We start from the raw sequence: 22,675 nt of genomic DNA, 5'->3' as shown, positions 1-22,675 counted from the left end.
GCCGCTTACGCGGTCACCACCATACCCAACCATTCTGCGATTAAAGCGGGGGTTTCCTCACCTTCGATCTCAACACTTACGGCTTGCTTCGTTAAGAAACGGCCACCATCTTTGGCATCGATACTAACAATTTGGCTATGAGCGCGCACACGCTTGCCTGCACGCACCGGCGCCAAGAAGCGTATCTTGTCAAAACCGTAGTTAATGCCCATGACCACGCCTTCCGGAGCGATCGCATTTTCTTCACACATTTTGACCAACAGCGATAGCGTCAAGAAACCATGCGCAATGGTGCCACCAAACGGCGTCTGCGCGGCACGCTCTTCGTCAATGTGGATGTACTGAAAATCTTCCGTACAGTCAGCGAAGTGATTTATTCGCTCCTGTCTTACTTCGACCCACTGACCTGGCTCAAATTTATGGCCGACGTAATTCGGCAATTCTTCCTTTGGTACAACAATTATTGGCATTGTCATTCTCCTCTTTACGCCAATTTGGCGCATTGATTGATGTGGTAGCTATTATCGATCAACCGTCACGGAACGTGGCGCTCACCGAATCTTGCGCCGCATACTTTCGCAGCTCATGACGGCCCACCACCATACGGTGAACGGCATCTGGACCATCGGCCAAGCGCAGAGTACGCAAACCTTTGTACATGCCAGCCAATGGCGTATCTTGCGACACACCCAACCCGCCGTACATTTGAATGGCGTCGTCAACAATCTGAAGCACCGCGTTGGGAACAGTCGTTTTGATCATCGAAATCCAAACACGCGCTTCTTTCGCGTCGATGTTATCCATTAACCACGCCGTCTTGAGGGTCAGCAAGCGATTCATTTCAATGTTCATTCGAGCATTGGCAATGATATCGACGTTACCACCCAGTTTGGCCAAAGGCTTACCAAAGGCGGTGCGAGTCGTCGCGCGCTCACACAATAATTTCAGTGCTTTCTCAGCCGCACCTAATGCGCGCATACAGTGGTGAATTCGACCCGGACCAAGACGACCTTGCGAGATCTCGAATCCTCGACCTTCACCTAGGATGATATTGTCTTTGGGTACACGTACGTTATTAAAACGCAAGTGCATGTGACCGTGCGGCGCATCGTCTTCCCCAAAAACGGTCATAGGGCGCAAAATTTCTAACCCCGGGGTATCTTTTGGCACCAAAATTTGCGACTGCTGTTTGTGGGTCGGAGCGTCAGGACTCGTCTTGACCATTACAATCATAATTTTGCAGCGTGGATCACCCGCACCCGAAATCCAGTGTTTCTCGCCGTTGATTACCCATTCGTCACCGTCCAAGACTGCGTTGGTCGAGATATTCGTTGCATCTGACGAAGCAACGCCAGGCTCGGTCATCGCGTAAGCAGAGCGGATCTCCCCGTTTAACAAGGGCTCTAACCACTGTGCTTTCTGCGCTTCGCTGCCGTATTTGTGCAGCACTTCCATGTTGCCCGTGTCAGGCGCGGCGCAGTTAAATACCTCGGCACCCAGCGGAGTTTTGCCCATCTCTTCAGCTAAATAGGCATATTCAACCGTGGTTAACCCATAACCGTGTTCGCCAGTTAAAAAGAAATTCCACAAGCCCTGCTCACGCGCTTTGGCTTTCAGGGTCTCTAAAATTTCAGTCTGGCGCTCAGTAAACTCCCAGCGACTGCCAGTATCAACTTCCTTCCAGTATTCATCCTCCATTGGCTCGATTTCTTCAGCAATAAAGGTTTTTACGCTGTGCAATAGCGGTTCAAGTCTTTCGCTTATTCCTAAGTCCATGGTTTTCCCTCTTGTGTTATGCAGCGGACAACGTGGCGTTGTAGTGCTGTTTTAATTCTCGTTTAAAAATTTTGCCGGTCGCAGTTCGAGGCAGACTTCCCTCATGCACCCAAACATAGGCTGGAATCTTGAAAGCGGCAAGGTGATCTTTCAAATAAGCCTGTAAGGACTGCAGGGGCTCTTTAAGTTCGCCGGACACGACCACCACCGCGCCCACTGCTTCACCTAACCGCTCATCAGGGACGCCAAAAACGGCTGCCTCTAACACCTGGGGATGCGAACAAATACCTGCTTCTACTTCAATGCAGCTAATATTCTCACCTCCGCGGATGATGATGTCCTTAATACGATCCACGATGCTTAAAAAGCCATTTTCGTCCAGCTTACCCAGGTCACCGGTGTGGAACCAGCCATCAACGAAGGCTACCGCCGTCGCCTCGGGCTTGTTCCAATAGCCGACGGCGTTAGCCGGTGATTTCATGCAGACCTCACCGATCTCATCTGGTCCTAGGTGGTTTCCTGTAGAGTCGATAATTTTAAACTCAGTAACAGCAGGTACCGCGCGACCCGTACTGCTTGGATTAGCCAAATACAACACACCGCTATTAAAGGCTCCAAGAGCGTTGGTTTCAGTAAGACCGTAACCCAAACCTGGCGCTGTCTTCTTAAAGGTACCCGCAATTTTTTCGACCTGATCGGCGGGGCGCGCAGCGCCCCCAGCAAATACCTCTGCCAGCGTGGACAGATCTCGCGTTGTCGCTTGAGCCGCGCGCTGAAGCTCCGCAGACATGGTGGGTACACCCGTCATCCAGCTGACTTTCTCCAGCTCGATCAGGCGCATGGCCTCTTCGACATCCCACTTGTACATGATGATCAATTTGCGTCCCGGCAAAATTGACAGCATGAAAGCAGAGTGACTGGCAGTGCAGTGAAACAACGGGACTGTCAGCAGGCCCACGGGCTGAACCTTGCCCTGCGGCTCTGCCGGCGCCAAGGCCTCGACTTGCTTTGACGCAACGCCCATCAATAGCCAACTGTACAGGGCCGATAACACCCCGCGGTGGGTGGATAACACCCCTTTTGGATGCCCTGTTGAGCCCGAGGTATACAATATAGTTGCATTGTCATCGACGTCTACGTCGGGTCTTTGCCAGACTAAGGACTGGCCTTCACGCCCCCAATCTTGCACGGTAGGCGCATCAATTAAAGCTGCAGCGCCTGAGTCTGTGGCAACAATATTTAGGTCATACTTATCAATCAAGGGTTTTAAGCGCTCGATCCGTTCCGCGTCAGCTACCACCCACTTGGCGCCCGAATCATCGATGGCGTAATCCAACTCATCGGTCGTCCACCAACCATTCATCGGGACCGCCACTGCACCCATAGCCACAGCCGCAATAAAGGCAATAATCCACTCTGGATTGTTGCGCGACACAATCGCAATGCGATCGCCCTTTTGCACACCCTGCTCGTTTAACTTGGCAGCAAAACCCAGAGCCAGCTCTAGAGCCTCGGTGTACCCAATGCGCTGATCTAAGTAGACCAAAAATTCGGCGTCCCCATGCTTGCGCATAAACTCAAAGTATTCACCCAAATTATTGGGAATAGCAGCATAGACGGGATATTCATAGCCCCTCAACACAGCCCGCGTGACTTCAAAAGGGGCGCCCGGCTGGGTCAATGTGGCGACAGCCTCATCCAGTGGACGGATAATTTCCGTAACATCTGTTACTGCCATTCTAGAAACCGCCCTGCACTGCATAGCGATCTAGGTGGTAATGAAAATCACCCAACGTATGCTCAAGTACACGAGCTCGCTTGATAAAGAAACCGATATTGTACTCGTCGGTCATACCAATACCGCCGTGCATCTGGATGCCTTCGTTAGTGGCTCGCTGCGAAATTTGCGCAAGCTTGGCTTTGACCGCGCTGGCCAAGCCGCTCAGGTCTTCACCGGCGTCGACAGCACGCAAACCCTTTAAAACAATCGCCTTACAAAGCTCGAGCTCAGCAAACAGATCTGCTGCGCGATGCTGCAGCCCCTGAAAGCTACCAATGACTTTCCCGAACTGCTTGCGCTCACGAAGATACCCAACCGTAAGCTCAAAAGCCTCTGTCGACACGCCTAACAACTCGGCCGCCAGGCCAATATTCATCATATCGAGTGCACGCTCTAAACCACCATTATTCAGGCTGTCAGCATCCATTTGCGCTTCGGCCGTTAGGCGCGTATCGATCACCACCGTACCACTGGAAAGAGCGTCGACCATCGACTGATTCCGCACCGACACCTGGTCAGCGGTCACGATAAAGGCTTGATATCCAGAGGCGTCTTTGGCCACAACAACGAAGGCATCGGCACTTATGGCGTCTAACACTTGACGCTTTTCGACCTTAAGCGCAAAGCCATCGCCCTGCATCGAAACCGAGGTGGACAGACTATCGAGATCAAAGTGACTGCCTTCTTGAATCGCCAAAGACATGACAACGTCACCCGCGGCAATTTTTGGGAGCCATTCTTGCTTTTGCGCTTCGGTCCCAAACTGAGCAATCGCTGTAGACGCCATTAAAACCGTGCTATTGAAGGGCGAGACCGTTAAATTTTTACCCATTTGCTCGATAATTAGACCCAATCCAGTAAAACCGTAACCTAGACCACCGTGTGCTTCATCAATGGCGATACCGCACCAGCCCATTTCAGCAATTGACCCCCAAAGCGCTTTATCAAACCCGGCAGTCGGAGGGTTGTCGCGGTGCTTACGAAAAGCCTCAACATTCGCGGTCTCGGTCAAAAAGCCGGCGGCCGAATCACGCAACATGATCTCTTCTTCGTTAAGTACTAATGTCATATTGCCTCCTTATGCGTCTGGCAGACCAAGCACGCGCTTGGCGACAATGTTTAATTGAACTTCCGAGGTGCCACCTTCGATCGAGTTCCCTTTAGAACGCAGCCAAGCTCGGGCTATTTCGCCCTCGTTGTATTCTTCGCCGCTCCAGCCCAAGGCAGACTCACCCTCAACCGACAGCAACAATTCGTTACGGCGCTTATTTAACTCAGTGCCGTAGTATTTAAAAATAGACGACGCGGGCCCTAAACCTTGACCGGCTTTTGCTTCGGCCGTGACCTTTTCCATCGTTGCGGCAAAAGCCAAGGTATCTAACTGATACTGGGCGATTACAGAACGCAAGGTGCCAGCTCGCAAACGGCCAGAGGCGTCTGTACCCATATTTTCTGCCGCACGCTGACCCAGCGTCTTCTTCCCGCCAGCAGCACCAAAACTTGAGATCATTTCGCGCTCATGGGTAAGTAGGTACTTAGCAATGGTCCAGCCTTTACCTTCTTCACCCACCAAGTTCTTTTTAAGAACCGGCACGTCGTCAAAGAACGTCTCACAAAACGGCGATGAACCGCTAATCAGCTTAATGGGGCGAGTGGTCACACCTGGGGTCGCCATGTCGAACAGCACAAAACTAATGCCTTCGTGCTTAGAGCCCGTGTTATCGGTTCGTACTAAACAGAAGATCCAATCCGCTTTGTTCGCATACGACGTCCAGATTTTTTGGCCGTTTACAATGTAATGGTCCCCTTTGTCTTCCGCCCGCGTCGCCAACGACGCCAAGTCGGACCCAGCATTGGGCTCCGAATACCCTTGGCACCAGCGAATTTCACCGCGCACAATCGGCGGTAAATGCTCGAGCTTTTGCTCTTCATTACCGAATTTAAGCAAGGCGGGACCTAACATCGAAATACCAAAACTATCCAGAGCTGGACGGGCACCGATACGCGCCATCTCTTCTCGGAGCACTTTGGCTTCCTCTTTATTTAAGCCACCACCGCCATAGGCTTTTGGCCACTCAGGTACCGTCCAGCCACGTTCGGCCATGCGGTCACACCAAACCTTTTGGTCAGGATGTGACATTTCAGGGTTGCGCCCCCCGTTATAAATATCTTCAAAACTGCGAATAGGCACCCGCATCGACTCAGGGCAGTTTGCCTCTAGCCATGCACGAGCCTCGGTGCGAAAGGTGTTCAGGTCGGACACAATAACCTCCGTAAGAACCTTAGATTTATAGTAGATGAATCATGTCAAAACAGATTTGAACATACAGTATGTTCTAAAGACTCTCAAGTATTTTTGTGCGTGATTCACTTGAGTGAATCGCTTGCTGTTCCAAGTTCACGAAAACGCTTCTTCTGTGACTTTGTACCACGATGCGACACAAGCAAAAACGGCGCCCGAAGGCGCCGTCAACTGAGTTGTGCTGTCGGGGTTACTATCGATCAGAGCACAAAAATTGCGCTCGCCCAATGGCGACAGGCCTAGCGGGATCCTCTTGCCAAGCTTTTACTTGAACCGCGGTTAGGTTGCGGCCTTCACGCATAAGTTCGCAGACGGCATAAACCGTTTGAAGTCGCGCCGCACGCAAGTAATCAATCGAAAAATCGATCAACTTCGGATACTTGGCGGTCTCCATAAAGCTCAGTAGATGCACCGCACTGGCAAGCTCCATAAAACCACTTAAGGCGCCACCATGCATCGCCGGCAACGTTGGATTTCCCATGTGCAGCTCTGAAGCGTGCATCACGAAACGCAGTGGCTCATGGGTCCCAGGGTTCTCCTCAGCCAAAACGCCCATCATGACGGCGTAGGGAATTTCATCCAAAATCGCGTGCGCGGCGCGCTGACTCACAGGGCGATCGAGAACATGATCAAGACTCATCGCTGTTCTCCATAGTGTCGAGCTGCTGTTTGATGTGCGCTTCAGCCATCGCTAGCACATCATCACTTAAGCGCACAAAATTACCTACCGCGTGGGCAATTTCCACATCGCCTTGGCGCACTGAACCCTTCGCGAAGAGCACATTTCGGGTTATCCGGATCACCTCACCTCGTGCAATCAGAGGCTCGTTGACGTTCGCCATTCGCAAGTGATCGACCCGCAAATCGATTGTGGGCGCAAACCCCAGCCGAGGCAACGCCACGCTGGCAGCAATGCCCAGCGCAGAATCGAGCAGGGTCGTAATAGGCCCACTGTGTAAGGCGCCCGTACTGGGGTCGCCAATCAACGCCGCTGTTGGCGTTAACGACATTTCCGCCCAATCATCGCCACAATCCACCAGAGTAATGTTCAGCGCACTGAAATGCCCCTGTTTTTTACGGCCAGTCATTAATTTCTTATGGGAGTTTGCTGCCGCGCTCATATCGAAATCACCACCTAGGCGGACTCTTTGAAGAGCTCACGACCAATCAGCATGCGGCGAATTTCGCTGGTACCCGCCCCAATCTCGTATAGCTTGGCGTCGCGTAACAAACGCCCGGTTGCGTAGTCATTAATATAGCCATTACCGCCCAACAGCTGGATCGCATCTAAAGCCATTTGCGTTGCCTTTTCGGCTGTATAGAGGATCACACCCGCCGCGTCTTTACGTGACTCTTCTCCGCGATCTAGTGAATTGGCCACCGTATACAAGTAGGCGCGAGACGTACTTAATGCCACATACATATCGGCAATTTTGCCCTGAATGAGCTGGAATTCGCCAATGGCTTGACCAAACTGCTTGCGCTCGTGAATGTAGGGTACAACCACGTCCAGGCAAGCCTGCATGATACCCACAGGACCGCCCGAGAGCACCGCGCGCTCGTAGTCTAAACCCGACATCAACACCTGCACACCTCGCCCGACCTGACCCAGCACATGGCTCTTTGGCACTTTGCAGTCTTCGAAGACCAGCTCGCAAGTATTGGAACCGCGCATCCCCAACTTGTCGAGCTTTTGAGCGCGACTAAATCCGGGGGAATCGCGCTCGACAATAAACGCCGTGATGCCCCTAGAGCCGGCCTCAGGGTCGGTTTTGGCATAGATCACATACACGTTGGCGTCAGGCCCGTTGGTAATCCACATTTTATTGCCATTCAATACGTAGTGGTCCCCCGCATCATCGGCCCGCAAGGTCATACTAACAACGTCTGAACCCGCCCCAGGCTCAGACATCGCTAAGGCGCCGATGTGTTCACCGCTGCACAGCTTGGGTAAGTACGTCTGCTTTTGCTCTTCGGTGCCATTTTTACGAATTTGATTGACGCACAGGTTCGAGTGCGCCCCATACGAAAGACCCACTGAGGCAGAAGCCCGCGAGATTTCCTCCATCGCAATGCAGTGTGCCAAATAGCCCATACCTGAGCCACCGTACTGCTCTTCAACGGTAATGCCGAGCAAGCCTAGGTCACCGAACTTGCGCCACAAGTCCATAGGGAACTGATTGGTCGAGTCGATCTCGGCCGCACGTGGTGCAATTTCATTTGCGGCAAATTGCGCCACCATGTCGCGCAGGGCGTTTAGCTCTTCGCTCAAACCAAAATTCAGCGTCGGGTAATGAGACATATCGAATTCCTTATTGTAATCCGTCAGTGCGGGGTTAAAACTTAGGCTTTTTTGCTGCGGGCTTCAAAGGCCGCCAACTGCTCGGGTGTCGCCTCGGCTTGATGATTCGCCTTCCACTGGCTGTAAGGCATACCGTACACTCGCTCACGTGCCGCTTCGTAATCGATACTCTCACCCCGCTCCTCTGCCGCACTGACATACCACTTAGCCAAACAATTGCGGCAAAAATTCGCCAGTATCATGAGGTCGATGTTTTGCACATCTTTATTATCGTCTAAATGTTTCAAGAGACGGCGAAATACGGCGGCTTCGATTTCTGTCGTTTTTTCCATGTTGATACTCCGATACCAAATAATCTCTTAGGATAGCTTATATATAGACCTAGCGCCCAGTCGCATATCGCCATCTTGGGGCAATAAAAAACCCCAGAGGCTTGCGCCGCTGGGGTTTGAGCATGTACCTAGATCGAAGGTTTAGAAATGTCCGGAGATATTAATAAACCAACCTTTGGCGTCGTAATCTAACGCCGTTAAGCGATCGTTAAACTCGGTAAAGTTGTAACCGCCACCAATCGAGAAGTTAGGGCTAAGCTGTACTTCGAGGCCTAGCAAACCACCTTGCTTCTCGTCGCCAATCTCGTCGACCTCAAGCCAGCGATATTCGGCCAAGGCATCCAGCTTCCAGACCAAGTGATAGCGCTCTCGCAAGATACGCAAATCGGTCGTGGCATCGATAAAGGCACCGCTGTCACGATCTACGCGAATCGAGCTGCGTTTGTGGGCTATTTTACCACCCACTTTCAAGCTATCCGTCAAGGCATATAAGCCTTCAAACGAGTAGACCACGCCTTTTTCATCAGCGTACATCCCACCGTTCTGGTTAATCGGATCTAAGTCATAAATGTAAGAGACCATCGCCAAGGCATTAAAGCGATTTGTCTCAACTGGGCGATAAGCAAAGCCCAAATCAAATTCACCAAAACGCGCCGCCTCAGCCACGCGGCTCAGATCCACCGCTTGCGCACCGGTAACTTTCACGGGCGCGCTGGCCGAAATTGTGATTCGAATGTCAGGAGACGTTTCGAACTTGAACAGCGTCGGGCTATCTTCTAAGTTTGAGTCGTCGTCCGACAAATCGCTAACTTCAGTGCCATCTGGACCGGCTGCACGCAAATTTTCAGCAGCCTTAATCCATGCGCCACCACCACCTCTCAACGCCTGCTCCAACTGCCCCTGATTTGCATCAGTTAAGATAACCGCAACGCTTGGCACGCCTGCACGAGCACCATTGCCCGCGTTAATCAAATAAGCCAACCGCTGCGTTGCCAAATCTAGGCGTGTGCCATTGCTACCCGAAACTCTGGCCGTATAGAGCTCTCGAACCCCTTTACCATCACCATCGGTTGTTAATGACCCGACAAGACCTACATCATCAACATCCCTGAAATCCTCGGTAATCGGAACAATAACATCAGTAGGCTGAAGCTCATCTGCCCACCCAATAATACCTGCCTGTGCCCCAGTTGATGCGTCATACTCAAAAGAGTCTGCCACCTGATAAATGAAATTTAGCGCACCCTCAAATTCTGTCGCATCAACACTGCCTGACTCATCATTTGCAAACCACAAATCGGCTCGGCTAGCGCACTGCCCATCAACCGCATTAGCACTTTGCGCCGCTAACACAGAAACCAAATACAGCGCCAAACCCAGTTTGCGACCAACACCGCCAAAAACACTTTTTTTAGCTTTGGGATTTAGGGTTGAGACTCGAATTCTCACAGGGGCTTCAAAGGGCAAACAATTTTTTGCAAGTTATATAACGTTGAATAATATCAATTTATCACTTTTCCTAATTCAAAATGGTTTATGTTAAAACTGTAAGGATTTGTAAGGATTTATTACGATCGCCACCAAGGAGTGATGCAGGTCACACAAACGTCGCTCAGTTGCTCGTGCTCAAACTTGCAACACCCTGAGAATCTACTTACGCTTAGCCAACAATAATCTGTATACAAGGCTACTAATATGTCGGCGAACACCACCCCAAAATGCTGTGTCATTGGCGCGGGCCCCAGCGGCATTAGCACCATCAAACGGCTCAAAGAATTCAACATTACGTATGACTGCTTTGAAGCCTCCGACAACGTAGGCGGCAACTGGTATTACAAAAACCCCAACGGCATGTCGGCCTGCTACCAAAGCCTGCATATTGACACCTCGAAATTCCGTATGGGCTTTGAAGAGTTCCCGGTACCCAAAGACTGGCCAGACTTCCCCCATCACAGTGATATCTTCGGTTACCTAAACGACTACACCGACCACTTTGGCCTGCGCGAGACTATTACCTTCAACACCAAAGTGGAAAATGCACATCGCGAGGACGACGGCCAATGGACCGTACGCACGTCCGACGGACACACTCGCTCTTACGACTTCATGATCGTTGCGAATGGCCACCACTGGAGTCCGCGCTGGCCCGAGCCCGCCTACTCTGGCGAATTTGCAGGGGAGCAAATTCACGCGCACAGCTACAACACGCCCTTTGACCCGATTGATATGCGCGACAAACGGGTGTTGGTGGTAGGTTCTGGCAATTCAGCCATGGATATCGCGTCTGAGCTGTCGATGCGCTTTTTGACCAAAGAGCTGCATATTTCGATGCGGCGCGGCGTGTGGGTATTCCCAAAATACATCAACGGCAAACCTGCCGACAAAGTCATGTTGCCCGGCTGGGTACCCAAAAGCATTCAAAACTGGCTGATGGAAGTCACGGCAAAAAAAGTGATTGGCAACCCAAAAGATTACGGTCTGCCCGAACCTACTTACAAAGTGTGGCAGGCGCACGGCACGATATCAGGCGAGTTTCTGCAGCGGGCGGGCTCTGGCGACATTAAAGGCCGCACAGGAATCGATCGCTTTGAAGGCGATACCGTTCACTTTACCGACGGCACGCAATCAGACTTTGATGTGATCATTTGGTGCACGGGTTACAAAATCGACTTCCCGTTCTTTGACCAATCGCAATTTAAGGCCGACGAGAAGAACAACCCACCCAAACTGTTCAAGCGCTTGTTTATACCCGAGGTGCCCAATTTAATTTACATGGGCTTAGCTCAGTCCTTGCCCACTTTGGTTAATTTCGCGGAGCAGCAGTCTAAACTTGTGGCGCCCTATCTCTTGGGCGAATACGCGCTCCCAAGCGCACAGGCGATGCGCCAAGCCATCGTCGACGACGAAAAGTTCTATACAGGACACTATTACGAAAGCCCCAGGCACACCATACAGCTGCATTTTGACCACTACGCCAAGCGCTTAGACAAAGAAATAGCAGCGGGCAGAATCAGGGCGCGTAAGCAAAACCCAAAAGCGGCTTAATCGAGCAAGGGATTAAACTTAGACCCGCTGGAATGGCGCCATTCACTCGGTGCCTTCACCAAACCATGACGCACAGGGTCTTGATGTACATGGTCGCGCAGCCGCCGTAATTGCGACACCGTATGAATTGGAGTACTGGGGTAATAACTTTTAAACAATCTAAAATTCGCCTTGTGTAAGCGGCGGCTGGCACCAGTGCTGTTCGCGAGTTCCTCGCTAAACTCCTCGCAAAGCCGCCGACAACGATCAATATGCCCGCCCTTTTTCGGAAGCGTCCATATTAAGTGTGCATGATCGGGCAACAATACAAAGGCATGCACCCGAGTGGGAAGCTCTTTTTGGACTTTAGCCAAAGCGGCAAACCAAATATCGGGGTGATCGGTTAGATAGCGCCTGTGATTGTGGCGCAAACGCAGGGTGACATAGTAGGTGCTAGCGATGGCCTGAGTTTTTGGTGGCATTGCAGGATCCTGTGTGAGACAAATTACCAAACTAACCACTTACCCCGCCAATCCCAAGATTTTGGTCGCCATCGATCTCCTTTGCTCCAAAAAGATTTGAGTGCTGCACTCTCGCAAGGCGCACTGAATCGACACAAGCACGTCCACTCAAACAACCGCAAGAACAACGCTGCGGAAACATGGTAATATTCGCGCAAAATTTGCAAGGATTACGCATGCACTGCCCATTTTGCTCTGCTATCGATACCAAAGTGATCGACTCCCGCTTAGTGGCCGAGGGTGACCAAGTGCGCCGTCGCCGCGAGTGCTTTGACTGTAAAGAACGCTTTACCACCTACGAAATCGCCGAGCTCGTCATGCCGCGGATCGTCAAACAAAATGGCGTGCGCGAACCCTTCGACGAAGAAAAACTGCGCGCAGGATTTCAGCGCGCCCTTGAAAAACGCCCGGTAGCAGTAGAGGCCGTTGAAGCCGTAATCCAGCGTATTAAGCATGCGCTGCGCGCCACCGGCGAGCGGGAAGTTGGCTCACGCGTATTGGGCGAGCTGGTCATGAGCGAACTGCGCACCTTAGACGAGGTCGCCTACGTGCGTTTTGCCTCGGTCTACCGCAGCTTCCAAGACATCTCGGAATTTAAAGACGCCATTGACACTCTGCGACACTCAACCGACAGCGACTAGACGTGACCAATCTTTCCGACACAGAACTCATGCAACGGGCCATCAATCTGGCCGAGCACGGCAAGTACAGCGCCAAACCCAACCCCCATGTGGGCTGCGTCATCGTCAAAGACGGGCAGATTGTCGGCGAGGGCTACACCCAGCCCCCAGGCCAAGGTCATGCTGAAGTCATGGCGCTTGCGCAAGCCGGCGAGCAAGCGCGTGGAGCAACCGCTTACGTCACTCTAGAACCCTGCAATCACCAGGGTAGAACCGGCCCTTGCAGTCAGGCACTCATTCAGGCGGGCATTAGCAAAGTCGTTGCCGCCATCGAAGACCCCTACCCCGAAGTTGCGGGCAGCGGATTCGAAGCACTTAAACACGCCGGCATTGAGGTTCGAGTCGGACTCTTGGCCGATACCGTAAAACAGCAGTTGCAGGGGTTTTTACTTCGACTCGAACGCGGCTACGGCCGAGTGCGCCTCAAACTTGCCTGCTCACTAGACGGCAAAATTGCCCTGGCAAACGGCGAAAGCCAATGGATTACTGGCCCCAGCGCGCGACGCGATGTACAGCGACTGCGCGCAGAAGCAGGACTTGTTATTACGGGTGTGGGCACAGTGCTGGAAGATGACTGCCAGCTTAACGTGCGAGAAGGCGACCTTCCGCTCGACCCCAATCTCGCACGCGAGGCAACCGCTCATCAACCGCTGCGTGCCGTCTTTGACTCGACACTCAGAACCACGAATGGCGCAAAGGTATTGAGCGGCGCTCGAACCCTATTTTGCGCAGAGCCCAAAACTACTCGGCCCGACCACATAAACCCTGAAAATATCGTCGAGGTAGCTGCGCTCAAAACGCCAGCTGGGTTAAAAAACGCTTTGTTACAGCTAATGGCGATCGCCCCGGCCAACGAAATTCTACTAGAATGTGGTCCAAGGCTCGCCGGTAGCTGGTTAAACGCTGGCCTTATCGATGAACTTATTCTTTATCAAGCGCCTGTTATTCTTGGTCATAATGCGCAAAGTCTAGTTCATATGGACATAGCGACCATGACACAGCGCCTAAACTTCGGTTTAATCGACACCCGTCGAATCGGGCCCGACTTAAAATTAACGTTCAAGCCCACACATTAAGGCAGATAGGAACACTATGTTTACCGGCATCATTGAAGCTGTAGGCGAAATTGCTGCGATAGAGCCCCGCGGCGGCGATGTTCGTATTCGCGTTAAATCTGGCAAGCTCCCACTGCACGGGGTTCAGCTAGGAGACAGTATTTGCACCAGTGGTGTCTGTTTGACCGTGGTCGACCTGCCCGGAGATGGCTACTGGGCTGATGTGTCTAACGAAACACTGAGCTTAACCACAGTCGGCACCTGGAGCAACGGCACCAAAGTCAACTTAGAGCGGGCCCTAACGCCCGAATCTCGTCTGGGCGGCCATATTGTCAGCGGCCACGTCGACGGTATCGGTACAGTTGTCGAGCGCTATGAAGAGGGCCGCTCATGGCGCTTTTTAATTGAGGCCCCGGCCGAACTCGCGAAATACATCGCTCACAAAGGCTCCATATGCATAGACGGCACCAGCCTGACCGTGAACTCCGTCAATGGCAGCCGCTTTGACTTAAACATCATTCCGCAAACCATGGCTGAAACCGTTATCGGTGGCTACCACGTTGGCACCTCCATCAATTTAGAAGTGGACGTAATCGCGCGCTACCTCGAGCGACTTCTTATGGGGAGTGAGGCCGCCAAACCTCAGGGCCTGAGTTTAGAGACTCTGGCCGAAAACGGTTTTTTAAACCGCTAAGCAAAATTTAGGAATTTCAAAGCATGTTAAACACAGTAGACGAACTGATTGCCGATTTGCGTCGCGGCCACATGGTTGTATTGGTCGACGATGACAAAGACAGCAGTTCTGAAGGGGTCGTGATGGTCGCCGCTGACCATATCACCGCGAACCATGTGAACTTTATGGCGCGCAGAGCCAAGGGCTTGGTGTGCCTTGCGTTGACGAAAGAACGCTGCCGCCAGCTAAACTTACCCTTGATGGCCGAAAACACCAGCGCCGAGAAAACCAACTTTACGCTATCAATCGAAGCGCGACACGGTATCGATACCGGTATTTCTGCGGCCGACCGCGCTTTGACCGTTCAAGTCGCGGTGGCACCCAACGCGAAACCTGAAGATATTGTTCAGCCGGGACACATTTTCCCGCTGACCGCGGAGGACGGTGGCGTTCTAAACCGAGCCGGCCACACCGAGGCAGCCGCTGACTACGCGCGCTTAGCGGGCTGCTCTCCCAGTGCCGTCATTGCCGATATCTTAGCGTCGGAAGGATACTTAGCCGACGGCGAAGCGTTGCGAGAGTTTGCCAAACAGTGGGATTTAAAGATCGGCTCCATCGCCGATCTGATTCACTTTAGACTGAGTAACGAGCGCACCATTGAACGCGAGCGCGAAGGGACGATTCACACTAAGCACGGCGAGTTTAATCTGGTCGCCTACCGAGACCGTGCCAATAACTTAATGCACATTGCACTGACCAAAGGGGCAATAACAGCGGACACAACAGTCCCTGTGCGCATGCACGTACAGTCGATACTGCGAGATATTATCGGCACGCAAGTCGCCGACGTGAATTCATGGGACGCCAGCAGCGCCATTGCCTACCTGGCGCAACAAACGCATGGTGTTGCAGTCATACTAGCCAACGACGAAAGCAGCGACACTCTGCTACACAGTGTCGACATGGCGCTGGGCACACCTGATGCTGTACAACCCAAGCGGACGCCTATTTACAGCCGCATCGGCACAGGGTCGCAAATCCTAAAGGACTTAGGTGTGCGTAAAATCTCGCTGTTGGGTGCGCCAATGAAGTACAATGCGCTCTCGGGCTTTGATTTAGAAGTGAACAGTTTTATTGATCCGAGTGGCACAATCACTCGAGTAGAGGAGTCTTAACATGGCAATCCAAACCGTAGAAGGCAATTTGGCCTCAGGCAAGGGTCATTACACCTTAGTGGTGGGTCGCTGGAATAGTTTTGTCGTAGAGCACTTGCTAGAAGGCGCGATCGACAGCTTGCGTCGTCACGGTGTAAGCGATGAGCAAATGAAAATCGTGCGCGCACCAGGTGCTTTCGAAATTCCTTTAGTGTGCCAAAAAATCGCTAAGGCCGGCGGCACCGACGCCATCATCGCACTTGGCGCCGTGATTCGTGGCGGCACACCTCACTTTGAACACGTTGCCGGTGAGTGTACTAAAGGCATTGCTCAAGTCAGTCTAGAATATGGTTTGCCCATTGCGTTTGGCGTCCTTACCGTTGATTCCATCGAGCAAGCCGTTGAACGCTCTGGCACCAAAGCAGGTAACAAAGGCGCCGAAGCCGCAACCTCTGCGATCGAAATGGTCGATCTCTTGGCGCAGGTAGGCTAAGTGACCAAAACCATTAATACCATCTCGGCCGAGCGACACAAGGCGCGCCACTACACAGTGCAAGCCTTGTATCGCTGGCATATGAACGAGCAATCGTCGACCGATATCGAAGCAGAATTTCGTATCGACTACGATTTTTCGCACGTTGACCTCGAATATTTTCAGGCTTTGCTGCACGGCGTGGTTAAAACCCATGCCTCAATCGACGCCTATTTAGAGCCGCTACTCGACCGTAAGTTGGATGATTTGGATGCTGTCGAACTGGCCATTCTAAGAATGGGCTTGTTCGAGCTGAAAGAACGCTTGGACGTGCCGTTTAAAGTGGTGATCAACGAAGCGGTATCTTTGACCCGCAAATTCGGCGCGACCGACGGTCATAAATACATCAATGGTGTCCTAGACAAAGCCGCCCGCGGTCTGCGCACCGTCGAGCTTGGCTTGTAGATGGGCTGAGGCAAATGCCTAAACCCATGTTCAAAAACCACGTCACTACTTAACGATAGCGCCATGGGCGAATTCGACCTCATAAAAACCTACTTTACCGGTCTCGACTTTGGCAGCAATGTCGAACTCGGCGTGGGGGACGATGCGGCACTACTGCGTGTCCCCGAGGGTGAACACCTGGTGGTGTCTGTCGATACAGCGGTAGCTGGCGTGCATTTTAGCGATCACACACTACCCGAAGTCATCGCCTATCGCAGCATTGCCAGCGCGGTCAGCGATCTGGCCGCCATGGGCGCCAAACCCTTAGGCATTACGCTAGCGCTTACCCTACCAGAGCAAGACGAATGGTGGCTGCGCAGCTTCAGTGAAGGAGTGACCAAAGCCGTTTACATCTTCGACTGCCCCTTAGTGGGCGGCGATACCACCAAAGGTCCTTTGTGCATTAGCGTTACGGTGCACGGGTCAGTGGCACCACAAAACGTGCTTAAACGCTCTGGTGCCAAACTCGGGGATGTCATCTGCGTATCGAACACACTAGGAGACGCAGGCGCGGGCCTAGCGCTAGAACTTGGCGAACTCGATATCGACAACGACGACCACTATCAAGCTCTGCATGATGCTTGGTGCTATCCCCAACCGCAATTGGCATTGGGACAAGAACTGGCAGGCATCGCCACCAGCTGTATCGATATTAGCGATGGCTTACTGGCAGACTTGAATCACACCCTAACAGCCAGCGGTATTGGCGCCGAGCTTTTGTCGAGTCAAATACCCTTGTCGCAAGCCTTACTTGATAGCATGGGTCATCAGCGCGCGTTAGAGCTCGCCCTGCACGCAGGCGAGGACTACCAGCTTTGTTTTACCCTACCGGCAAGCATCACTCCGCCAGACACCTGCAGGGTCATTGGTTTAGTCGTCACGGAACGGACACTTACTGTAGATGGCAAACCGGTTGACGCCAAAGGGTTCTCGCACTTTTAGGGGTGTTTCTAATCGTTGGTTCTCTAGTGGCTAGATTTCTGGCACCCAAACAGACGATGTAAACTCGAGGAAAATTCGCTTTCATCAACACACGACACAAATCATGAAAAGGGAATCACGATGAAGGTATTGGTTGTTGGCGGCTCTGGCCTTATTGGCGGCACTATCGCTTTAGAACTGCAAAAGCGCGGACACGATGTCACCATTATGTCGCGCAAAGCAGCCGAATCTGGCCCACTCGCTGGTTTTAAACACCTAGAGGGAAACTATATCTACGACAATATTGATGATGGTCGCCTGCAAGGCTTCGATGCACTGGTGTTCTCTGCAGCGGCGGATGTCAGAAACATCCCACAAGACGGCTCCATCACACCCGAGGCGTTTTACACCCAGGCCAACGATATTGCGGTGCCACGCTTTTTCCAAGCCGCAAAAGATGCGGGTATCAAAAAATCGGTATTGATTGGCACCTTTTACCCCCAGGTCGCGCCACAGCAGATTGGCGTCGACGCTTACGTCACTTCACGCCACAACGCTGCCCAAGGTGCACTAGCCCTAGCCGACGAGAACTTCAGCGTTTGCGCCTTAAACCCGCCCTTCGTGCTAGGTCATTTAGAAAGCGTTTCCGCACCGCATTTGGATGCATTGGTGCACTATTCACGTGGTCATATCCCCGACATCCCGGTGTTTGCACCCAAAGGTGGCACCAACCACATCAGCACTCACTCGCTGGCCATCGCTACCTGCAATGCGCTAGAAAACGGCGAGAACGGCAAAGGTTATCTGATAGGCGACGAAAACCTCAGCTGGAAGGAATACCTAGAACTTTGGTTTGCTGCCGCCGGTAACCCCGTAGAGCTCGAAGTTCGTGACGAAGAACACCCCTTCTTCCCGAACATCATTCTGTTCGCTGGCCCTGGTGCAACCGTTAGCTTTGACATGAGCGACGAAGACATGGCGGTTCTTGATTACCCGCGCAATCAAATTGCCGACCTAGTCAAAGAAATCGTCGACCTGACCCCGTAGCACTTTTAGTTTGGCATGGTAAGGTAAGCGAACAAGCCCACTAGTGGAGTAAACGCATGAACCAAACGCTTACCATTGCCGGCATGCCTGGGTCACCCTATACCCGTAAAATGTTGGCGGTACTTAGGTATCGCCGCATTCCGCATAGAACCGTTACGCAATACACCGCAGAAGATGAAGCACTCCCTAGACCTAAGGTACCTGTTATCCCCTATTTGGTGTTTCCGGGCGAGGATCACGCTCGATTTGACAGCACCCCCCTAATCAGCGAGCTTGATGCGCGCCACACCGAACGAAAGGTACGCCCTAATGATCCAGCGCTAGCATTTATCGACGCACTCATTGAAGACTACGCCGACGAGTGGCTGACCAAGCCCATGTTCCACTACCGTTGGGCGTATCAGGCTGACGCCGAGCAAGCCGCTGCGGTATTGCCGCGTTGGAGCAACACCACACTCTCTGAAACGGAACTACAAGCCCGAGGCGAACTGTTTGCTCAACGGCAAATTGATCGGCTTTGGGTCGTGGGGTCAAACCAAACCACCGGCCCATTGATTGAAGATAGCTATCACCGTTTGCTGGACATACTCGATAAGACGCTCACTGGACAACGGTTTCTGCTGGGTAGCAGACCTGGCGCTGGCGATTTCGCGCTGTTCGGACAACTCACACAGTTAGCGCTGTTTGATCCAACCCCCCAAAAACTGACTATGCATAATGCTCCACGGATTGTCGCGTGGACTCAGTGGATCGACGATTTATCGGGTATTACTGTTGCCGACGATGGCTTCTTGGCCCTTGCTGATGCGCAAGATCGACTCCGGCCACTCTTGAGTGAGATTGGACGCGTGTATGTCCCGGTCATGCTGGCAAATGCGAAAGCGCTCATCGAAGGTCACGAGCAAGTCGTATGCAGAGTCGATGGTGAAGAATGGGTTCAGAAACCCTTTCCCTATCAAGCTAAATGCATCAAAACACTGCGTAATCAGTTTGTCGCCTTACCAGAGATTCACCAGCGGCAGGTACTCGACTGCCTGAACGGAACCGGATGTGAACCATTGGTCACGGGCTAATTGAACAAAGGCAACATCATGCTGACGCCACGATACAGTAGCTTTTCTTTGTCTAGACCGGTATGCGCGCTGTTGAGTCTGTTACTCATTAGTGCGTGCAGCCCTGTAGAAGATCCAAGTTTACATCCCGAATACGACGAATCTTCAACGATGGCGACGCCCGCAAAACCCGCCACGCCTGCGTCACCCACCAAAAATGTATTCTTTGGCGATCTGCACATTCACACTTCTTACTCTACTGATGCCTACACCATGGGAGTTCGCGGTCTGCCCGATGACGCCTATACTTTTGCCAAAGGCGGGACGATCAAGCACCCCCTGGGTACAGCGATACGCTTAAAACAACCCCTGGACTTTGCGGCGGTTACCGATCACTCCGAGTTTTTGGGTGTGGTGCGCGAGGCGGTACCCGACACCATCCTTGCCAAGCGTTCGATTCGCGAGAGGTTGCTTGAGGACGGGCGCTTGCTGAATACCTGGTTATTTCTGAGAATCGCGCCGGGTTTTAGTCTGAAAGATCTGCAAATAGACAACGTCGACGAAATCGTGCAGACCACTTGGCAAAACACCATCGAAGCCGCCGAAAGGCATAATGACCCCGGGCGCTTTACCGCCTTCATCGGGTACGAGTGGAGCTCTATGCCCAATGCCGAGAACCTTCATCGCAATGTGATTTACCGCGGCAACAGAGGCCCAAGGGTGCCATTTAGCTCGCTCGATTCAGAGAATCCCGAAGACCTTTGGAGTGCGCTTGAGGCTCAGAGAACGCAAGGCCTTGATAATATCGCCATCCCACACAATGGCAACGTGAGTAATGGCCGCATGTACGAAACCACGACTTACCTAGGCGAGCCAATAACGCCAGAGTATGCCGAGCGCCGAATCGCCAACGAGCCCCTCAGCGAAATCTTTCAGGTAAAGGGGAGCTCCGAAACTCACCCTACACTCTCACCCAATGACCCCTTCGCTGATTTTGAAATCGTCAACCAGATGTTGGGGCGTGAAACACAAAACTCTAAGCCCAGGGGCAGCTACATGCGCGACGCTCTTCGCACCGGCATCGAATTTGCTCACGAACGTAACTACAACCCCTATCGCTTTGGTGTGATTGGCTCCAGTGATGGACATAATGCCAGCTCACCAATCGAAGAAGACAACTACCACGGCAAACTGCCCTTACTGGATGGCAGCGCGACCATTCGCTTAAAACAAATGTACCTGTTACCCGAAGAGGCACAGCGCGCTGAGCGCTGGGGAGCGGCAGGTCTAGCGGCGATATGGGCCCGCGAGAATACGCGCGACGAGTTATTTGATGCCATGCGCGCAAAAGAAACCTATGCGACATCGGGCACGCGGATTCAGGTACGCTTTTTTGCGGGATTTAATCTAGACGATGACTTATTGTCCGATCCCAATTGGATCAAAAGTGCATACGCTAAAGGCGTCCCGATGGGTGGCAAGCTTACTGCCAGAGACGACCGAAGCCCCACTTTCATCGTGCACGCCAGTAAGGACGCTTTAGCCGCCAACTTGGACCGTATCCAAATCATTAAAGGCTGGGTGGACAATAAAGGTAAGTCACACGAGAAGATTTTTGATGTGGCGCTCTCTCCTAATCGCGAAGCCAAATTTGATACCGCGCAACCTAACAGTGTTGGAAACACGGTGGACGTCACTTCAGCGACTTACACTAACACCATCGGTAGCCCGCAGTTAAGTGGCACGTGGCAAGACCCCGAATACAATCCGGAACAACACGCGTTTTACTATGCCCGCGTGCTCGAGATACCCACACCGAGATGGTCGACTTACGACGCTAAAACTTTGGGTATTGAGGCGCCTCAACCTACCAGCATTCAAGAACGAGCTGTGACCTCAGCGATTTGGATCAAACCTTAAATCAACCTGCCAAGGCGTGCTGTACAGTGAGCGTACAAGTGGGTTGCGTCAAGCAGAGTCCATCTGCGAAGTTAGTCAAACTTGGGAGTTGCGCAGCAATCACAGGAGGACTCTGCATCAAAGTGGAGGCGTTTTGGTGGCTCAGACGACATGGCGTCTCAACGCTAAATTCACGAGCGAGCCTCACTTAAGGCTGTAACAAAACGCTTATAAAGCCATACGAGGGGCCTACTCTGGTATGATATTTCACCTCAGTAAAGTTTAATCCGGAGCAAGACCCTATGAATTCCAGCAATCCCGAGATAGGCCAACAATGCCTCACCGGAGAAATACGCACTAACTACCATGACATCGGTCAGGGCGAGCCTGTCTTACTTTTGCATGGGTCTGGCCCGGGCGTGAGTGCGTGGGCAAACTGGCGCTTGACGTTTGAAGCACTTAAAGGATCATTTCGTTTGATCGCCCCAGATTTGGTGGGATTCGGTTTTACCGAATTCCCCACTGACCAAGTCTTCAATCGACAAACCTGGTTGGATCAAATCGTGGCCCTGCTCGACCAGCTGAATATCGAAAAAGTAAATCTCGTGGGCAATTCATTTGGTGGATCAATGGCCTTGGCGCTGGCTATTCATCATCCTGATAGAGTGAAACGAGTCATATTAATGGGCTCTGTGGGCGTGCCATTCAAGATTACCCGGGGGTTAGATGCGGTCTGGGGCTATACGCCGTCGCTCGATGGGATGAAGTCGATAATGAACATCTTCGCCTACGACAATTCGCTGGTGGCCGATTCGATTGTACGAAGCCGATATGAGGCCAGCCTACGCGAGAGTACACGTAACGCTTACGAGAGCATGTTTCCTGCGCCTCGGCAACGATGGGTAGATGCAATGTCCCACTCTTATGCCGAAATTAAGGGGATTCGGCATGAAGTTCTTTTGATTCATGGCCGAGACGACAAAGTCATTCCACTTGAAACTTCACTCACTCTGAACAAGCTCATCGAAAAGAGTCAGCTGCATATCTTTGGCTGCTGTGGACACTGGACCCAAATTGAGCACAAGGATGCCTTTTCGCGTTTACTTGAAGACTTTTTCAAAGACAACCTGAGCTGACCTTCAAGCAAAATCCTAGGAAAGAACCGCCCTCACAAAAGAGCA

Annotated in this window: 23 protein-coding genes; 12 read left to right on the top strand and 11 right to left on the bottom strand. The window is 52.3% G+C overall.

What is annotated here, in order from left to right:
* Positions 1-5: 5 nt before the first annotated feature.
* From EYZ66_RS02830 to EYZ66_RS02785, 10 genes are all read right to left on the bottom strand, one after another.
* Positions 6-470, bottom strand: a complete 465-nt coding sequence (locus tag EYZ66_RS02830) for a MaoC family dehydratase (RefSeq protein WP_009574618.1) — start codon at positions 468-470, stop codon at positions 6-8.
* Between the two features lie 58 nt (positions 471-528).
* On the bottom strand, positions 529-1,776 hold the full coding sequence (locus EYZ66_RS02825; RefSeq protein ID WP_009574617.1) for an acyl-CoA dehydrogenase family protein: 1,248 nt from the start codon (positions 1,774-1,776) through the stop codon (positions 529-531).
* A gap of 16 nt (positions 1,777-1,792) precedes the next feature.
* Positions 1,793-3,514, bottom strand: coding sequence for a class I adenylate-forming enzyme family protein (locus tag EYZ66_RS02820; RefSeq protein ID WP_009574616.1), 1,722 nt, complete (start codon positions 3,512-3,514; stop codon positions 1,793-1,795).
* 1 nt (position 3,515) lies between these two features.
* Positions 3,516-4,625, bottom strand: coding sequence for an acyl-CoA dehydrogenase family protein (locus EYZ66_RS02815; protein ID WP_009574615.1), 1,110 nt, complete (start codon positions 4,623-4,625; stop codon positions 3,516-3,518).
* Between the two features lie 9 nt (positions 4,626-4,634).
* Positions 4,635-5,819 (bottom strand): acyl-CoA dehydrogenase family protein, encoded by a 1,185-nt coding sequence (locus EYZ66_RS02810; protein ID WP_009574614.1) that lies wholly within the window; start codon positions 5,817-5,819, stop codon positions 4,635-4,637.
* Between the two features lie 232 nt (positions 5,820-6,051).
* Positions 6,052-6,498, bottom strand: a complete 447-nt coding sequence (locus EYZ66_RS02805; protein WP_009574612.1) for a PaaI family thioesterase — start codon at positions 6,496-6,498, stop codon at positions 6,052-6,054.
* Entirely contained in the window at positions 6,488-6,979 is a 492-nt protein-coding gene (locus EYZ66_RS02800; RefSeq protein ID WP_050793353.1) for a PaaI family thioesterase, read from the bottom strand. The genes EYZ66_RS02805 and EYZ66_RS02800 overlap by 11 nt, the downstream gene beginning before the upstream one ends.
* 14 nt (positions 6,980-6,993) lie before the next feature.
* Positions 6,994-8,160, bottom strand: a complete 1,167-nt coding sequence (locus EYZ66_RS02795; protein ID WP_009574610.1) for an isovaleryl-CoA dehydrogenase — start codon at positions 8,158-8,160, stop codon at positions 6,994-6,996.
* Positions 8,161-8,201: 41 nt separating this feature from the next.
* Positions 8,202-8,492 (bottom strand): DUF1244 domain-containing protein, encoded by a 291-nt coding sequence (locus EYZ66_RS02790; RefSeq protein WP_009574609.1) that lies wholly within the window; start codon positions 8,490-8,492, stop codon positions 8,202-8,204.
* Positions 8,493-8,633: 141 nt separating this feature from the next.
* Entirely contained in the window at positions 8,634-9,941 is a 1,308-nt protein-coding gene (locus EYZ66_RS02785) for a VWA domain-containing protein (protein ID WP_009577194.1), read from the bottom strand.
* A gap of 246 nt (positions 9,942-10,187) precedes the next feature.
* Between EYZ66_RS02785 and EYZ66_RS02780 the strand changes: the two genes are divergently transcribed.
* Positions 10,188-11,537 carry a flavin-containing monooxygenase gene (locus EYZ66_RS02780; protein ID WP_009577193.1) on the top strand — a complete coding sequence of 450 codons (1,350 nt, stop codon included), beginning with the start codon at positions 10,188-10,190 and terminating at the stop codon, positions 11,535-11,537.
* Here the strand turns inward: EYZ66_RS02780 and EYZ66_RS02775 are convergent.
* Positions 11,534-11,998: an REP-associated tyrosine transposase gene (locus tag EYZ66_RS02775; protein WP_009577192.1), complete on the bottom strand. Its 465-nt coding sequence runs from the start codon at positions 11,996-11,998 to the stop codon at positions 11,534-11,536. The two genes, EYZ66_RS02780 and EYZ66_RS02775, sit on opposite strands and share 4 nt — an antisense overlap.
* Positions 11,999-12,213: 215 nt before the next feature.
* On the opposite strand from EYZ66_RS02775, the gene nrdR reads away from it, so the two are divergent.
* The 11 genes from nrdR to EYZ66_RS02720 all read left to right on the top strand — a co-directional run bounded on the left by nrdR (position 12,214) and on the right by EYZ66_RS02720 (position 22,630).
* Entirely contained in the window at positions 12,214-12,678 is a 465-nt protein-coding gene (nrdR, locus tag EYZ66_RS02770; RefSeq protein WP_009577191.1) for a transcriptional regulator NrdR, read from the top strand.
* Between the two features lie 2 nt (positions 12,679-12,680).
* Positions 12,681-13,793, top strand: coding sequence for a bifunctional diaminohydroxyphosphoribosylaminopyrimidine deaminase/5-amino-6-(5-phosphoribosylamino)uracil reductase RibD (gene ribD, locus EYZ66_RS02765; RefSeq protein ID WP_040817901.1), 1,113 nt, complete (start codon positions 12,681-12,683; stop codon positions 13,791-13,793).
* Between the two features lie 16 nt (positions 13,794-13,809).
* Positions 13,810-14,466: a riboflavin synthase gene (locus EYZ66_RS02760; protein ID WP_009577189.1), complete on the top strand. Its 657-nt coding sequence runs from the start codon at positions 13,810-13,812 to the stop codon at positions 14,464-14,466.
* Positions 14,467-14,489: 23 nt separating this feature from the next.
* Positions 14,490-15,620, top strand: a complete 1,131-nt coding sequence (ribB, locus tag EYZ66_RS02755; RefSeq protein ID WP_009577188.1) for a 3,4-dihydroxy-2-butanone-4-phosphate synthase — start codon at positions 14,490-14,492, stop codon at positions 15,618-15,620.
* A 1-nt stretch (position 15,621) separates the two neighbouring features.
* The gene (gene ribH / locus EYZ66_RS02750; protein WP_009577187.1) at positions 15,622-16,092 is read left to right on the top strand and encodes a 6,7-dimethyl-8-ribityllumazine synthase; all 471 of its coding nucleotides are present in this window, start codon (positions 15,622-15,624) and stop codon (positions 16,090-16,092) included.
* A complete protein-coding gene (nusB, locus tag EYZ66_RS02745; RefSeq protein WP_009577186.1) occupies positions 16,093-16,536 on the top strand; it encodes a transcription antitermination factor NusB in 444 nt (147 codons plus the stop codon).
* A gap of 63 nt (positions 16,537-16,599) precedes the next feature.
* Positions 16,600-17,517, top strand: coding sequence for a thiamine-phosphate kinase (thiL, locus tag EYZ66_RS02740; RefSeq protein ID WP_160195586.1), 918 nt, complete (start codon positions 16,600-16,602; stop codon positions 17,515-17,517).
* A 120-nt stretch (positions 17,518-17,637) separates the two neighbouring features.
* Positions 17,638-18,543 (top strand): NAD-dependent epimerase/dehydratase family protein, encoded by a 906-nt coding sequence (locus EYZ66_RS02735; RefSeq protein WP_009577247.1) that lies wholly within the window; start codon positions 17,638-17,640, stop codon positions 18,541-18,543.
* A 56-nt stretch (positions 18,544-18,599) separates the two neighbouring features.
* Complete coding sequence (locus EYZ66_RS02730; RefSeq protein WP_009577248.1) at positions 18,600-19,616, top strand: glutathione S-transferase N-terminal domain-containing protein; 1,017 nt, start codon at positions 18,600-18,602, stop codon at positions 19,614-19,616.
* Between the two features lie 18 nt (positions 19,617-19,634).
* Positions 19,635-21,515, top strand: coding sequence for a DUF3604 domain-containing protein (locus EYZ66_RS02725; protein ID WP_050793486.1), 1,881 nt, complete (start codon positions 19,635-19,637; stop codon positions 21,513-21,515).
* Positions 21,516-21,796: 281 nt separating this feature from the next.
* Entirely contained in the window at positions 21,797-22,630 is an 834-nt protein-coding gene (locus EYZ66_RS02720; protein WP_009577250.1) for an alpha/beta fold hydrolase, read from the top strand.
* Positions 22,631-22,675 lie beyond the last annotated feature (45 nt).

Origin of the sequence: Aequoribacter fuscus, from assembly GCF_009910365.1 — a bacterium.
GTDB classification, from domain to species: Bacteria; Pseudomonadota; Gammaproteobacteria; order Pseudomonadales; family Halieaceae; genus Aequoribacter; species Aequoribacter fuscus.
This window is presented reverse-complemented; position numbering and strand designations above follow the sequence as displayed.

Coding starts and splice junctions, on each gene's coding strand:
- EYZ66_RS02830 (WP_009574618.1), bottom strand. CDS start 470: ATGCCAATAATTGTTGTACCAAAGGAAGAATTGCCGAATTACGTCGGC.
- EYZ66_RS02825 (WP_009574617.1), bottom strand. CDS start 1,776: ATGGACTTAGGAATAAGCGAAAGACTTGAACCGCTATTGCACAGCGTA.
- EYZ66_RS02820 (WP_009574616.1), bottom strand. CDS start 3,514: ATGGCAGTAACAGATGTTACGGAAATTATCCGTCCACTGGATGAGGCT.
- EYZ66_RS02815 (WP_009574615.1), bottom strand. CDS start 4,625: ATGACATTAGTACTTAACGAAGAAGAGATCATGTTGCGTGATTCGGCC.
- EYZ66_RS02805 (WP_009574612.1), bottom strand. CDS start 6,498: ATGAGTCTTGATCATGTTCTCGATCGCCCTGTGAGTCAGCGCGCCGCG.
- EYZ66_RS02800 (WP_050793353.1), bottom strand. CDS start 6,979: ATGAGCGCGGCAGCAAACTCCCATAAGAAATTAATGACTGGCCGTAAA.
- EYZ66_RS02795 (WP_009574610.1), bottom strand. CDS start 8,160: ATGTCTCATTACCCGACGCTGAATTTTGGTTTGAGCGAAGAGCTAAAC.
- EYZ66_RS02790 (WP_009574609.1), bottom strand. CDS start 8,492: ATGGAAAAAACGACAGAAATCGAAGCCGCCGTATTTCGCCGTCTCTTG.
- EYZ66_RS02780 (WP_009577193.1), top strand. CDS start 10,188: ATGTCGGCGAACACCACCCCAAAATGCTGTGTCATTGGCGCGGGCCCC.
- EYZ66_RS02775 (WP_009577192.1), bottom strand. CDS start 11,998: ATGCCACCAAAAACTCAGGCCATCGCTAGCACCTACTATGTCACCCTG.
- nrdR (WP_009577191.1), top strand. CDS start 12,214: ATGCACTGCCCATTTTGCTCTGCTATCGATACCAAAGTGATCGACTCC.
- EYZ66_RS02760 (WP_009577189.1), top strand. CDS start 13,810: ATGTTTACCGGCATCATTGAAGCTGTAGGCGAAATTGCTGCGATAGAG.
- ribB (WP_009577188.1), top strand. CDS start 14,490: ATGTTAAACACAGTAGACGAACTGATTGCCGATTTGCGTCGCGGCCAC.
- ribH (WP_009577187.1), top strand. CDS start 15,622: ATGGCAATCCAAACCGTAGAAGGCAATTTGGCCTCAGGCAAGGGTCAT.
- thiL (WP_160195586.1), top strand. CDS start 16,600: ATGGGCGAATTCGACCTCATAAAAACCTACTTTACCGGTCTCGACTTT.
- EYZ66_RS02735 (WP_009577247.1), top strand. CDS start 17,638: ATGAAGGTATTGGTTGTTGGCGGCTCTGGCCTTATTGGCGGCACTATC.
- EYZ66_RS02730 (WP_009577248.1), top strand. CDS start 18,600: ATGAACCAAACGCTTACCATTGCCGGCATGCCTGGGTCACCCTATACC.
- EYZ66_RS02725 (WP_050793486.1), top strand. CDS start 19,635: ATGCTGACGCCACGATACAGTAGCTTTTCTTTGTCTAGACCGGTATGC.
- EYZ66_RS02720 (WP_009577250.1), top strand. CDS start 21,797: ATGAATTCCAGCAATCCCGAGATAGGCCAACAATGCCTCACCGGAGAA.